Annotated in this window: 10 protein-coding genes; 9 read left to right on the top strand and 1 reads right to left on the bottom strand. The window is 57.5% G+C overall.

Features of this window, described 5'->3' with window-relative positions:
* Positions 1–89: 89 nt before the first annotated feature.
* The 8 genes from HQL63_14290 (at position 90) to HQL63_14255 (ending at position 9,888) form a co-directional block, all read left to right on the top strand.
* Entirely contained in the window at positions 90–1,658 is a 1,569-nt protein-coding gene (locus HQL63_14290) for an SAM-dependent DNA methyltransferase (GenBank protein MBF0177997.1), read from the top strand.
* A 78-nt stretch (positions 1,659–1,736) separates the two neighbouring features.
* Positions 1,737–1,973, top strand: a complete 237-nt coding sequence (locus tag HQL63_14285) for a hypothetical protein (GenBank protein ID MBF0177996.1) — start codon at positions 1,737–1,739, stop codon at positions 1,971–1,973.
* Between the two features lie 61 nt (positions 1,974–2,034).
* Positions 2,035–2,427, top strand: coding sequence for a nucleotidyltransferase substrate binding protein (locus HQL63_14280; protein MBF0177995.1), 393 nt, complete (start codon positions 2,035–2,037; stop codon positions 2,425–2,427).
* The gene (locus tag HQL63_14275) at positions 2,420–4,024 is read left to right on the top strand and encodes a restriction endonuclease subunit S (protein MBF0177994.1); all 1,605 of its coding nucleotides are present in this window, start codon (positions 2,420–2,422) and stop codon (positions 4,022–4,024) included. Before HQL63_14280 ends, HQL63_14275 begins: the two co-directional genes overlap by 8 nt.
* A complete protein-coding gene (locus tag HQL63_14270) occupies positions 4,021–4,782 on the top strand; it encodes an HNH endonuclease (protein MBF0177993.1) in 762 nt (253 codons plus the stop codon). The genes HQL63_14275 and HQL63_14270 overlap by 4 nt, the downstream gene beginning before the upstream one ends.
* Entirely contained in the window at positions 4,779–5,006 is a 228-nt protein-coding gene (locus HQL63_14265; protein MBF0177992.1) for a hypothetical protein, read from the top strand. The genes HQL63_14270 and HQL63_14265 overlap by 4 nt, the downstream gene beginning before the upstream one ends.
* Positions 5,003–6,745: a DUF2326 domain-containing protein gene (locus tag HQL63_14260; GenBank protein ID MBF0177991.1), complete on the top strand. Its 1,743-nt coding sequence runs from the start codon at positions 5,003–5,005 to the stop codon at positions 6,743–6,745. Before HQL63_14265 ends, HQL63_14260 begins: the two co-directional genes overlap by 4 nt.
* Complete coding sequence (locus HQL63_14255; protein MBF0177990.1) at positions 6,745–9,888, top strand: type I restriction endonuclease subunit R; 3,144 nt, start codon at positions 6,745–6,747, stop codon at positions 9,886–9,888. Before HQL63_14260 ends, HQL63_14255 begins: the two co-directional genes overlap by 1 nt.
* A gap of 349 nt (positions 9,889–10,237) precedes the next feature.
* Here HQL63_14255 and HQL63_14250 read toward each other — a convergent pair whose 3' ends face one another.
* The gene (locus tag HQL63_14250) at positions 10,238–10,384 is read right to left on the bottom strand and encodes a hypothetical protein (GenBank protein ID MBF0177989.1); all 147 of its coding nucleotides are present in this window, start codon (positions 10,382–10,384) and stop codon (positions 10,238–10,240) included.
* Between the two features lie 555 nt (positions 10,385–10,939).
* On the opposite strand from HQL63_14250, the gene HQL63_14245 reads away from it, so the two are divergent.
* The coding region (locus tag HQL63_14245) for a hypothetical protein (GenBank protein ID MBF0177988.1) at positions 10,940–13,919 on the top strand (2,980 nt) is incomplete at its 3' end.

The raw sequence follows: 13,919 nt of genomic DNA, 5'->3' as shown, positions 1-13,919 counted from the left end.
TGAAGAGTGGGTCTTGTTCCCGGCTAGACCAGTTAGGTCAACGTAGGACACCACCGAAAATTTTGGAATGGTAGCCTTGGGAGGCTGGCATGGCTCTGCGCGTTGGCAACGGACGAAAGCGGGAAAAGGGTAGCGGGGCCGCTTTGGGCTTCGAAGCGGAGCTGTTCCTGGCGGCGGACGGGCTTCGGCAGAACCTGGAACCCTCCGAGTACAAGCATGTCGTTCTGGGTCTGGTGTTCCTCAAATACATCTCCGACGCCTTCGAGACCAAGCACGCCAAGCTGCTGGCTGAAGACGCGGCAGCGGCGGAAGATCCCGACGAATATCTGGCCGAGAACGTCTTCTGGGTGCCCCGGGAGGCCCGGTGGTCCCATTTGCGGGCCAATGCCAGATTGCCCACCATCGGCAAGCTGATCGACGAGGCCATGATGGCCATTGAGGCGGTGAACGTCTCCCTCAAGGGCGTCCTGCCCAAAGATTACGCCCGCCCGGCGCTCAACAAGGTGATGCTGGGGGAGTTGATCGACCTGATCTCCGGCATTGCCCTGGGCGAGGAGACCGGCCAGGCGCGGGATCTTCTGGGACGGGTCTACGAGTATTTCCTGGCGGGATTTGCCGGGGCCGAGGGGCGGCGAGGTGGCGAGTTCTACACCCCGCAGTCGGTGGTGCGGGTGCTGGTGGAGATCCTGGAACCCTACAAGGGGCGGGTCTACGACCCCTGTTGCGGCTCGGGCGGGATGTTCGTCCAGTCGGAAAAATTCGTGCAGGAGCACGGTGGCCGCATTGGCGACATCGCCATTTACGGACAAGAGAGCAACTACACCACCTGGCGACTGGCCAAGATGAATCTGGCGGTGCGGGGCATCGACGCCGACATCCGTTGGAACAATGAAGGCAGTTTCCACAAGGACGAACTCAGGGATCTCAAGGCGGACTTCATCCTGGCCAATCCCCCCTTCAACGTCTCCGACTGGGGCGGCGACCGGCTGCGGGAGGATGCGCGCTGGAAATATGGCCCGCCGCCGGTGGGAAATGCCAACTTCGCCTGGCTTCAGCACATCCTCCACCATTTGGCCCCGGGCGGCATGGCGGGCGTGGTGCTGGCCAACGGTTCCATGTCCTCCACCCAGGCCAGGGAGGGAGAGATCCGCCGCGCCATGGTGGAGGCGGACGTGGTGGACTGCATGGTGGCCCTGCCGGGGCAGCTCTTCTACTCCACCCAGATTCCCGCCTGCCTGTGGTTTCTCGCCCGCAACAAGAATCCGGGCAAGGGCTGGCGGGACCGGCGGGGGGAGGTGCTCTTCATCGACGCCCGCAAGCTGGGGCGGCTGGTGGATCGCACCCGGCGGGAGTTCGACCCTGCGGATGTCCAGAAGATCGCCCAGACCTGCCGCGCCTGGCGGGGAGAACCGGGAGCGGAGAAATATACCGACGAGCCGGGATTCTGCAAGGCGGCTTCCCTGGAGGAGATCCGCACCCACAACCATGTGTTGACGCCGGGACGCTACGTGGGCGCGGCGGCGGCGGACGAGGACGATACCCCTTTCGTGGAGCGGTTTGCCGAACTGCAAAACAGGCTGGAAAAACACTTCGCCGAAGGTGCCGAGTTGGAAAAAAGGATTCGGGAAGGGCTGGGGCGGCTGGTCTTGCCTGGATGATGGCCCCTTGTCGTTTCGGAGTGGACGCCGGACATGAAAAGGAGGAATCCACGACATGCAGCATAAGGTGAAAACGCCATGACCGTTGCCGAATTGATGGAACTCCTGAAGCAGCACGCACCCACGATGCGCGTGGTGGTGGCGGGTTATGAGGGGGGCTACAACGATCTCTCCTCTATCAAACCGATACGCATGGTTCCAGAGGCCGATACCCGTTGGTATTGCGGCGCGCACGCAGAGGCGGACGATGGAAATGAGAATGCCGTGACGGCGTTGTTGCTGTCTGGCCATAATCATGTCGCGAAGGACGAGTAAAAGAGGGCGTATTTTCAGCGTAATATCGTATAGATGCACTGTTTCCTGGGAGGAATGGCCCATGTCGGGTTTGAATGTCGAAGTATTGGCGTCAGCCATCGCCGCGCTTGAGGAAGGGCTGCGGGAATACAAGATGTATCCCCTGCTGACCATGCGCGATGGTGTCATTCAACGCTTCGAGGTCGCCATGGATCTCTCCTGGAAATTGCTTCAGAGAACGTTGAAGAGTTTTAACATCAATATGGAGCAGATGCGCACCAAGAACGACCTGTTCCGCATGGCTGCCGAATACCGTTTGATTGCGGACGCCGAACGCTGGATAGAACATTATGCGGCGCGGAACCAGACTTCGCATCGTTATGACGGCAGCGCCGCCAACGAGGTGTTCGCCCACGTTTCCGAGTTTTTGCCAGACGCCTATGATCTTCTTGCCAGGCTCAAGAGAGATGCTTGACCTCCGCCCCGACCATTTACAGATCGTGCTCGACATCTTGCACAGGCATGTCTCGGACCGGGAGGTCTGGGCCTTCGGCTCGCGCGCAAAATGGACGGCAAACGATACCTCCGATCTCGATCTCTGCATCCTTGGCGAGGCTCCACTTGGATTCAAGAAAATTGAGGAGCTTTTGGACGCCTTCTCCGAATCCATGCTGCCGTTCAAGGTGGATGTGGTGGATTGGGCGACGACAGCGGAGGGGTTCAGGGGGATTATTGAGAGGGATCGTGTGGTTGTGCAGCACATAGATGTGATGGGTGTTTTGCCGAATGGAACAACTCCACCGAGAGGTCTGTCAGTTGATTTGATCCGTTGGCCGTTAATACCAGCTCGTGAAATTTTTGAATTAAAATATGGGAAGGCACTTATTGAATCTAATAGGTGCGCAGGTAAAGTGCCAGTATACGGCACTAATGGTCAGTGCGGCACGCATAATGGATCACTGTTTAGCGGGCCAGGAGTCATTGTTGGTCGGAAAGGGCAAGGACCTCTAGGAGTTGAGTGGTGTGACGCTGACTACTGGGTAATCGACACAGCATATACACTGCTTCCGATACGACCAGATATCGACATCAAATATTCATATTTCTTAATTAAATATATTGGCCTTAACCATTTAAAAGATGGGACATCAAACCCAACGTTAAGTCGAGAGACGTTCGGTTCCCAGGCACTCCCAATTCCACCGATAGATCATCAACGCGCCATCGCCCAAGTCCTGGGCGCGTTGGACGACAAGATCGAGTTGAACCGCCGCATGAACGCCGACCTGGAGGCCGTGGCGCGGACGTTGTTCAAGGACTGGTTCGTGGACTTCGGCCCGGTGCGCGCCAAGGCCGAGGGCCGCCCGGCCTACCTCGTCCCCGAAATCTGGGATCTCTTTCCCGATGCACTGGATGATGAAGATAAGCCGGTGGGGTGGAGGAATGGGAAACTCGGCGATTATTTTGAAGCAGTCAAGGGTGTCAGCTACAAGGGTAGCGGCCTATCCGATGAGGGCATGCCTCTCCATAATCTAAACTCAATCCATGAAGGGGGTGGATACAAGTACGAGGGAATTAAGCATTATACAGGTGACTACGGAGAGCGGCACATTGTCAAGCCAGGAGATGTTATTGTAGCGAATACAGAGCAAGGGCATGATCGTTTGCTTATTGGTTTTGCGGCAATGGTTCCATCATTGTTTGGACATCAGGGGATTATAAGCCATCACATCTATCGGCTCAGGCCGAAAGAATCCAGCTCACTCACTGCGGCATACTTGCTTCACCTCCTTAACTCACCGGAAATGCATGAAACGGTTAGTGGTTATGCAAATGGGACAACCGTTAATATGCTGCCATTTGCAGGTGTGCAGCAGCCCCAATGCATTGCACCTCCGCAACCACTCGTAGCGGTGTTCGACAGCATTGCCATATCGATTGCTATTCGAAGGGAAGAGATGGAGGTCGAGTCTCGCACCCTCGCCCAACTCCGCGACCTGCTCCTCCCCAAACTGATCACCGGCGAGATCCGGGTTCGTGACGCTGAAAAGGCGGTGGAGGCGGCACTATGAATAGGCCCAGGAAAGAGCTGTCACCGGCAGAAATCAAAAAGCTCTACGGGCGTTCCGGCAACCGTTGCGCGTTTGCTGGCTGTCGGCGGGAACTGGTGTTGGAGGCTACGGAGGCGGATCCCACCAAACAGATCGGTGAAAGGGCTCATATCGTCGGCCACAGTGACGACGGCCCCCGGGGAGATTCCGGCTTTCCTCGGGACCAGTTGGATACCTACGAAAATTCGATCCTGTTGTGCCCGGCTTGCCACGCCCAGGTGGATGCCCATTCCAACACCTACACCGTGGACAGCCTCAGAACGATCAAGGCAGACCATGAGCGATGGGTCAAATCGACGTTGGCTGCCGCCATGCCCAGCGTCGGATTCCCGGAACTGGAGGTTGTCGCCAAAGCTATTGCCTCTCCACCTAGCACCCCAACAGACGATTTCACGATCACCGCTCCCCGGGAGAAGATGGCCAGGAACCGACTGACCAATGATGTCGGACAACTGATCACCATGGGCATGGTCCGGAGTCAGGAGGTATCCGCTTACTTGCAGAACATGTCCACCTTCGATCCCGATCTTCCCGAACGGCTCAAGTCCGGATTCCTGACGGCCTATCAGGGCTTTCGGGCGCAGAACCTGGACGATGACGCCCTGTTCGAGGCCATGAGGGAGTTCGCTGGGGGCGGCAGCGGGGATTTTAAACGGCAGGCGGCTGGATTGGCCGTGCTGGTCTATCTGTTCGAGAGCTGCGAGGTGTTCGAGAAATGATTCTCCCCACCAAGCACGTTGACCTGCGACACTCTCTCCTGGGGGCCGGGGCCACCCTGCTGCGGCACATGCAGTCTCCGCAAACGGTCACGGCACTGTGGGAACGGGTGCGCGGCAACCCAGAGGTAAGCGTTTATTGGCGTTTCGTCCTGGCGCTGGACTTTCTCTTTGCCATTCAGGCGATTGACTGGGTGGACGGTCTGCTGGTGCGGAGGAAGCCATGATCAGGAGAATTACAGCCAATCAGTTATCGTTTCGAAGCGTTGAATTTACCAAAGGCTTCAATGTAGTATTGGCCGACCGGACAAAAGAAGAAACCCGGAAGAACTCCCGGAACGGTCTTGGCAAATCAACACTGATCGAGATCATTCACTTCTGCCTTGGAGCCAATGCGGACAAGGAATTCCTGCCCAGAGAGCACCTGCCAAGCTGGGAATTCTCCCTGGAATTGGCTGTTGGCTCACGTCAGATGACCGTGACCAGGGGAGTGGAGAACCCAACCAATTTCCTGGTCACCGATGTTCCATCCAACTGGCCAATCCAACCGACGGTTCGAAGAGGCGTCGAAGCCTTCATCGCCAAGGAATGGACTCTGTTGCTCGGGCATTTTCTGTTCGGCTTGCCTTATGACACCGACGGGAGTTCTCTGCGTGGTCCATCTTTCCGTAGCCTGATTTCCTACTTCATCCGCCGCCGCAAGGATGCCTACTCCATACCATTTGAATCGTTCCGCAAGCAAACAGCGTTGGATGCCCAAATCAATAATGCGTTTCTCCTTGGATTGGCTTGGGAAGACGCCTCGGAACTTTTGAAAATCAAGGAACGGAGCAAGGATCTGGAATCCATTAGAATCGCTATCAAGGCAGGAATATTGGACGGCTTTGGTGGAAAGCTTGGTGATTTGGAAACACGTCAGGTCCGATTGAAGGATCTGGTCACAAAAGGGCAAGCGGATCTAGAGTCGTTCAAAGTCCATCCTCAATATGAGCAGATCCAGACCGACGCCAACAGGTTGACCGGAGAAATTCATTTACTGGTCAATGCCAACACCGTTGATCGGGAGATGCTCAAACTTTACGAGCAGAATTTGTCCGAGGAACAACCACCACCAACGGATTCCCTGGATCGGATCTATCAGGAGGCAGGCATATCTCTGCCGACGACAGCGCTTCGCAGAATCGAGGAGGTTCGCCACTTCCACGAAACGATCATTTCCAATCGGCACGCCTTTCTGGCTGATGAGGTGGAACGCATCAGAAGCGCCATATCAAACCGGGAAATCCTGGTTCGGGAAAAAACCGAAGAACGTGCCGCATTAATGGAGATCCTGAAAACCCATGGCGCATTGGAGGAGTATACGAGGCTGCAACAACGCCACCTGGAAATGGTGAACGAGTTGAACGCGGTCACCTCGATGATCGAGAATCACCGGGCTTTTGAATCGGGGATGAGCGAGGTCAAAATCGCCCAGGAACGCCTGCATCAGAAAGCCAGACGGGATCTTGATGAGCGAAGAGCCATCCGGGAAAGGGCCATCAGCCTGTTCAACGAATATTCTCAGCACTTGTACTCGGCCCCCGGAAATCTGGTCGTTGACGTTGGACCCAATGGGTTCAGGTTTGATGTTGAGATTGAACGCTCTGGAAGCGGCGGCGTCGATAATATGAAGATCTTCTGCTACGACCTGATGCTTGCCCGTCTGTGGGCGGAACAATCGGTTTCTCCTCGGCTCCTGATCCATGACAGCATGATTTTCGATGGCGTCGATGAACGCCAACGCGCCCGTGCACTTGAACTGGCGGCCAAGGAATCGGAAGCCTACGGATTTCAATATATTTGTACCCTGAACAGCGATATGGTCCCAGAGAAGGAGTTTTCGCCAGATTTTGATCTGTCGCCTTTCATCCGGCTGCGTCTGACGGATGAAGATGTGAGAGGTTCCTTGCTGGGAGTACGGTTCTGATGTCATTCCTGTCCGAAGCCCAGGTCGAGGGAATCCTTCTCGATAGCCTCGCCTCCCTGGGTTACACGCGAACCACGGATGCCGAGATCGGTCCCGACGGACACAGGCCGGAGCGGGAGAGCTATGGAGAGGTTCTCCTGCTGTCGCGCTTGCGCGCCGCCGTGGCGCGATTGAACGCTTTCCTCCCGGAAGAGGCCCGGGAAGACGCACTGCGCAAGGTGATCCAGACCGAATGCCCCTCGCTCCTGGAGGAGAACCGCCGCCTGCAACGTTTGATCACCGAAGGCGTGGATGTGGAATTCTACGCTGAGGATGGCACCTTGCGCGGTGACAAGGTCCGTTTGATCGATCTCTACGTTCCGGCGGCCAACGACTGGCTCGCCGTGAATCAGTTCACGGTCATCGAGGGTTCCCATAAACGCCGCCCCGACGTGGTGCTTTTCGTCAATGGACTTCCCCTGGCCGTCTTCGAACTCAAGAAACCGGGTGGTGAACAGGTTACACTGGAGGCCGCCCACAACCAGTTGCAGACCTACAAGACGCAAATTCCCGCCCTGTTTCGCACCAATGCCGTTCTGGTCACTTCCGATGGATTGACCGCACGATTGGGATCCCTGACCGCCAATCAGGAGCGGTTCATGCCCTGGCGTACCACCGATGGCGCCCATATTGCGCCCAAGGGGCATCCGGAACTCCAGGTACTCGCCGAGGGGGTGTTCGAGCAACGGCGTTTTCTCGACTTGATCGCCCACTTTACCGTGTTCGGCGATACCGGCTCCGGGCTGGTGAAGATCATTGCCGGGTATCACCAGTACCATGCAGTGCGCCATGCCGTGGCCAGCACCATCAAGGCTTCCGCCAAGGGAGGGGATCGCCGCATCGGCGTCATCTGGCACACCCAAGGATCGGGCAAAAGCCTGCTCATGGCCTTCTATGCCGGACAAATGGCCAGGCATCCGGCCATGGAAAACCCCACCTTGGTGATCCTCACCGACCGCAACGACCTGGACAACCAGCTTTTCGGCACCTTCTCCATGTGCCGAGATTTGATCCGGCAGACGCCGGTTCAGGCAGGCAGTCGGGAGGAGTTGCAACAATTGCTCAACCGCGCCTCCGGCGGGGTGATCTTCACCACCATCCAGAAATTTTCCCCGGCCACGGGAGAGAGCCTCTATCCCGTTTTGACCTCGCGCCGCAATGTGGTGGTCATCGCCGACGAGGCCCACCGCAGCCAATACGGCTTCAAGGCGCGGGTGGAAACGAAGACTGGCGAGATCGCCTACGGCTTCGCCAAGTATCTGCGCGACGCCCTGCCCAATGCCTCCTTCATCGGTTTCACCGGAACCCCCATCGAACAGGACGATGTCAATACGCCTGCGGTCTTCGGGGATTACATCGACGTCTACGATATCAGCCGGGCGGTGGAGGACGGGGCCACGGTGCCAATCTACTATGAAAGCAGACTGGCCCGCATCGAACTGGACGAGGATGAGAAACCCCGGATCGATGTCGAAGTGGAAGAATTGACCGAAGACGAAGCCCAGACGGAACAAGAGCGGTTGAAACGCAAATGGGCGACAGTTGAAGCCCTGGTGGGATCGGACAAGCGGCTGGCCATGGTGGCGGAGGATCTGGTGCGCCACTTCGAGGACCGGGTGGCGGCCATGAACGGAAAGGCGATGGTGGTCTGCATGAGCCGCCGCATCTGCGTCGCCTTGTACGATCAGATCGTCAGATTACGCCCTTCCTGGCATTCTGACGACGACAAGGAGGGAACGGTCAAGGTGGTGATGACCGGCAATGCCAGCGATCCGGGAGAGTGGCAACCCCACATCGGCAATGACGCAAGACGGGCAATGCTTGCCAAACGCGCCAAGGATGCCAGCGATCCCCTGCGCCTGGTGATTGTCCGGGACATGTGGCTCACCGGCTTCGACGCTCCAGCCATGCACACCATGTATATCGACAAGCCGATGCGGGGGCATAGCCTCATGCAGGCTATCGCCCGGGTCAACCGCGTCTTCCGGGACAAGCCCGCCGGGTTGGTGGTGGACTATATTGGCATTGCCCAGAATCTCAAAAAGGCGCTGGGACAATATTCTCAATCGGATCAGGGGCAGGCGGGCATTGATGAGACCCAGGCCGTGGCCGTACTGCGGGAGAAATTCGAGGTGGTCCGCGACATGTTCCACGGCTTCGACTACACACGAGGAATCCAAGGGACACCGCAAGAACGGCTGGTGGTGATGGCCGAGGCCATCGAGTGGATTCTCGATCTCCAGCACAAAGCAGCCGAGAAGGAAAGCCGTGAGGAGGGCAAGAAGAGGGCACATCGGCGCTTCCAGGACGCCGTGCTTGCCCTTTCCAAGGCCTTCGCACTGACTGCGGCCAGCGACGAGGCGAGAGCCATTCGGGACGAAGTGGGATTTTTTCAGGCAATCAGGGTTGCCCTGGTGAAAAGCGCCGCCACAGGAGGCAAATCCGCAGGCGAGTTGGATTTCGCCATCGCCCAGATCGTCAGCCGGGCGGTGGTTTCCACCGAGATTGTGGATATCCTGGCAGCCGCAGGCATCAGCACCCCGGACCTCTCCGTGCTGTCCGACGAGTTTCTGGCGGAAGTCCAACAGATGGAGAAGAAGAATCTCGCCCTGGAGGCGTTGAAAAAACTTCTCAACGACCAGATCCGCTCCCGCAGCCGTTCCAATGTGGTGGAAACCAAGGCCTTCTCGGAACGTCTGGAACAGGCCGTCATCTGCTATCACACCAACGCCCTGACCACGGTGGAAGTCCTTCAGGAGTTGATCCAGCTAGCCAAGGATATCCGAGCAGCCCGGCAACGCGGGGAGGAGGAAGGTCTTTCGGAAGATGAGATCGCTTTCTACGACGCCCTCGCTGAAAACGAAAGCGCCATGCAGGTCATGGGAAGCAACACGCTTAAGGTGATCGCCCACGAACTCTTGAACAGTCTGCAGCAGAATGCCACCGTGGATTGGTCCCACCGGGAATCGGCCAGGGCACGCATGAGGATCCTGGTCAAACGGATTCTACGCAAGTATGGCTATCCACCCGACCTTCAGGACGCGGCGGTTCAGACTGTCCTGCAACAAGCGGAAGCGCTCTCGGCCAGGTGGGCGACCGGCTGAATCTCTTGGGGGGCTGTGGCCGAGTTACGATCCGGAATGCAACCACATGAAATTGCATTACAAAACCGACTACTGTTCCGCTTGCCTGCCGGGCGCGAATTGGAATATTCTCCCCCTTGGGAGTCGAACCGCCCGGAGAATTCTCCGTTTGGCGCAGCTTTTGGTCCGCCACCCTCCTTGCCCATGGGGCTTCTCACGCTCCCCTGCGTTTCGCTTATTCCCTCTCAATCCTAAAAAAATCTTCAATAATTCTAAATGTTACGATGTGGCCTGGGTCTTGGTTCACTCGTTCAACTTTGCCTTCTGCCGTCCCCAAAACAGCCATTTCTTTCTCTCTTCGCCCGGTTTCTCATGAGGTTTTGCCGTTGAAGTAGAGGCCCCTCTTGTCGAAGGGGCAACTCGAGAACTGTTTGTCGGTGGCGCTGACCCACTGCTTGCCCATGACTCCCTGTTCCTGGAGTTCCTTGACCAGCAGGGTGGCGGAACCGATTTCCACGAACCCCTGGAAGATGTGGCGTACCGTGGCCGCTAGTGGACCAACCGACTTGATTTGAAGTGCTCACTTTTCGTGCCTATTCCGCACTCTTTCAAGAAAAGCTTGGAAATGAAAGCCTTTGTCAGGGCTTCGCCCCGAACCCCACCAGGGCGCTGCCCTGGACAAAGCCAGGGAGCCAGCCCCCTGGACCCCGTTTCATGGTTGAGCTGTTCCCGGAGCATTGGAACATTTCTGCACATCAATTCAACACGGTTGAGCCACTAGAGTCCCGGCGCCCTTGTTTGACTCAACCGCATGCCATCGGTAAACCAATGTCATACACCCATGAATTGATAGAGGCAATCCTTATCCAAGCGCCATGGTGGTATGCCCATTTCAAAGGCGATTGCCCTGGGGGTTCCCCATAAATTCCTGGAAACATGGCCAAGAATCAGGTTAGAATGCAAATGGGTAGCGTGTAAATCGTGTGCTTTTCTTGACAAAGTTTTATCGCGCCGCGCAGGATGGGTTTGGAGACCTCTCCAAAGCTCGGGGTTTTCTTGAGGGAGGGGTTTTATGCCCGGACCAAAGCGCAGCACTCTTTTTGTCCTTGAACAATTAGAGGAGAGGCTTTTTTTCTCGGCGGATATTGCCGGTTTAGGGTCCGTTGCTCAGGAGATCAAGCATGCGGTTACGGACATGCCATCAGGTGACACGGCTGCTGGAGCATCGGAAGGTGGGGAAACGGAAACCCCAGTCGACTTTCTTCCCCCTGCGTCGACAGCCGGGGATGCGCACCCGGTAGACACATCCCCTGTGGACGATCCGGTATCTGCGAGTCATCTGGACGATCCGGTATCTGCGAGTCATGCGGACAATACGTCTGCCTCCCCCGCATCGGACAATCCGGTTGAGTCGCTCGCCACGGAGGGTACACCAGTTGGCCCGGAAGCAAGCGATCCGGCCAGCCCGGTTTCCACCAACGACGGATCGGCCATCCAGGATCTGGCCAACCCGGCGGCCTTGGCTCCGGTGAGCGGCGTATCAGCCGACAACGCATCGGTTGATTCGACAACTCTGACCCCCGTGGATGCTATTCCGATCACCCCCGCCTTGGCCAATTCGGCCCATGCTGCCTCTGTGGAGAGCACGCCGGACACGCAAGGGGCTATTGATGCCTCATCTTTACTCCATGCGAGCGATACGCCCACCTTGGCGGTGGCCGATCACTCCATCCTCTCGGCAGAATCACCACAAGAGAGCGCCCATTCTTCCTCAGATGTCGGCGATCTGCCCGAAGTTGCTGCCCCTGCTCCGGTTTCTTCGCCGGTCATGGAGAGTTCATCAAGCCCGACCCCAGTTCCGCTTCCTGATCTGTCCAGCACCCAACCGCCTGCGGGAAATGATCTGTATCTAATGGAAATCATTCCTGTTTCTCTAAATGATTCCCTGCGCTTGGATATGGAAGGTTCCCTTTCGGGACATCCTCTCCATATTGGCGATCTTGCAATGGATGGGACAATCGACGGCACGCCCGCATCTTTTCAGATACGCGACGGCCATGACGTACACCTGACAGGGTTGGCGTCCTGCTTTCCCGATGGACCCCTGTTGCTGGATGGTGATGTGTCGTTGACGGGCAGTGGCGTCATTCGTGGTGCGGTGATCAACTCCGGTTTGGTCTCTCCAGGAAACTCTCCGGGCATTCAGACATTTGATGCCTTTACGCAGAATGCCGACGGTACGCTCCATATTGAAATCGGTGGTTACACGGCGGGTCCGGGGCCCCATATCCTCGACGGCTTTGACCAGTTGCAGATCACCGGGGCGGCAGCCCTGGGTGGCAAGTTGACCGTTTCACTCCTGGACGGCTTTGGGCCCCAGGCGGGAGACGTGTTCGACATCATGACCTACGGTTCGGTAAGCGGCAAGTTTTCTGACGCATCCGGTCTGTTCGGTTTTGGCGATGGCAGCCTCTATTTCGATGTTGTGCAGATGAATGATCGTTTGCGTCTGGAGGTCAAGGAACTCTCCTCGACGCACCTGGCCATCGAGGTTGCGAGTCAGGCTGCGCAAGACCAGCTGGGGCTTTACTTCAACAACGACTATTTTACCGATGCCACCCTGGAGCATGTGGCGGTGGATGGCGCCGTCCACCTCGGTGACTTCTTTCACCTCTACGGCGCCTTCTCCTGGGACGTGGCGGCGGCAGCCGTGGACGTGGTCACCGAGCTGGGACGTGTGGACGATCAGCCGGTTCTCGCTCTGGAAATGGCCTTGACCAACGTGGATCTCTTTGTCGGCCCTGGTGATTCCTATGTCACAGCCAGGGATGACGACCTCGCCGTCGACACCGATCAAGATGGGGATCCTACCGACGATTATATTTTCAACAACCATGCCCAGGGGTTGTGGATCCAAAATTTTAACGCCGGGTTGGATATCATGGAGTCCCTGATTCCCCTGGCGCCCAGCTATGTCGCCCTCAAGGCCACGGCGGATGAGATTGCCTATGTGGGGTCGGACTCCTTCAAATTTGCGGGACGCGACATCGCCATTGCGTACAACCAGGGAGACCTTGGCGCAGCGGTGGATTTTCTCTCCACCTATGGCGCCGACGGGCTGGGCCTGACCGCAGGCGGCTCCACCGTCCATTTGGATTTTTCGACCCCATTGACCAGCGTCTCCATGGGCGAGGGGGTCGCCTCCATCGGCGATTTCATGTTCCTGACGGGCTCTTTCGCCTTTGAATCCGGGCCGACTTGCGATGTGGATGTGCGCACCACCAACGCACTCGGTGGCGAGGGTTCGCTGTCCGATGTCACCATGTCTTCCATGACCATGGGAATTTCGGATGCTTACGGCTTTGTCGGTTATGCCCCGGGGGGGTACTTCCTGACCGACCCCTTGTTGACCCCTGACCCTCCCGAGATCAACGCCAACGCCGTGGGCTTCGCGGTGAATGATCTCACCGCCGGTTTTGTCCTTCTGCAACCAACCCTGTCGCTTGATCCCGATGTGATCGCCCTTGACACCTTTATGGCTGGAAAACTCTCCGTGAGCAGCGCCGGTTTCATGGGCAGCGATGCCCTGGAGGTGTCGGCCAGTGGCGTGGAGGCCCATGTCAATATGGCCTCTTCCTGGTATCCGGGCGGCAACGCGGTGGTGGATTTTGCCCAGAGTTTCGCGGGGGGTGGCCTGAGCGTGCCCACCGGCAACCCCGACAACCCGGTGGTGATCGATTTTGCTGACGAGATCATGGGGTTGTCTGCTGCCAATGTGACGGCCAAGGTGTCGGATTTTGTCTTTCTCACCGGCGCCATGGCCCTGGAGAAGGGAAACACCTATGATGTGACGGTGCATCGCGACGTGGGGGGGATTGCGGCGGATGATGCCCAGGTGTCGGCTGAGAGCATGACCTTGGGGATCTCCGAAGCTTACGGCTTTGTGGGGTATGCCCCCGACGGTTACTTCCAGGCGGATGCCGACCCCAACGCCGATGGCGCCGATGCCGACGCCGATCCCACCAACGACTGGGTGCTCAACCCGGACGCCG

This window comes from Magnetococcales bacterium (assembly GCA_015231175.1).
GTDB lineage: Bacteria > Pseudomonadota > Magnetococcia > Magnetococcales > DC0425bin3 > HA3dbin3.
The sequence above is the reverse complement of the archived record's forward strand: the minus strand, read 5'-3'. Positions and strand labels throughout refer to the sequence as shown.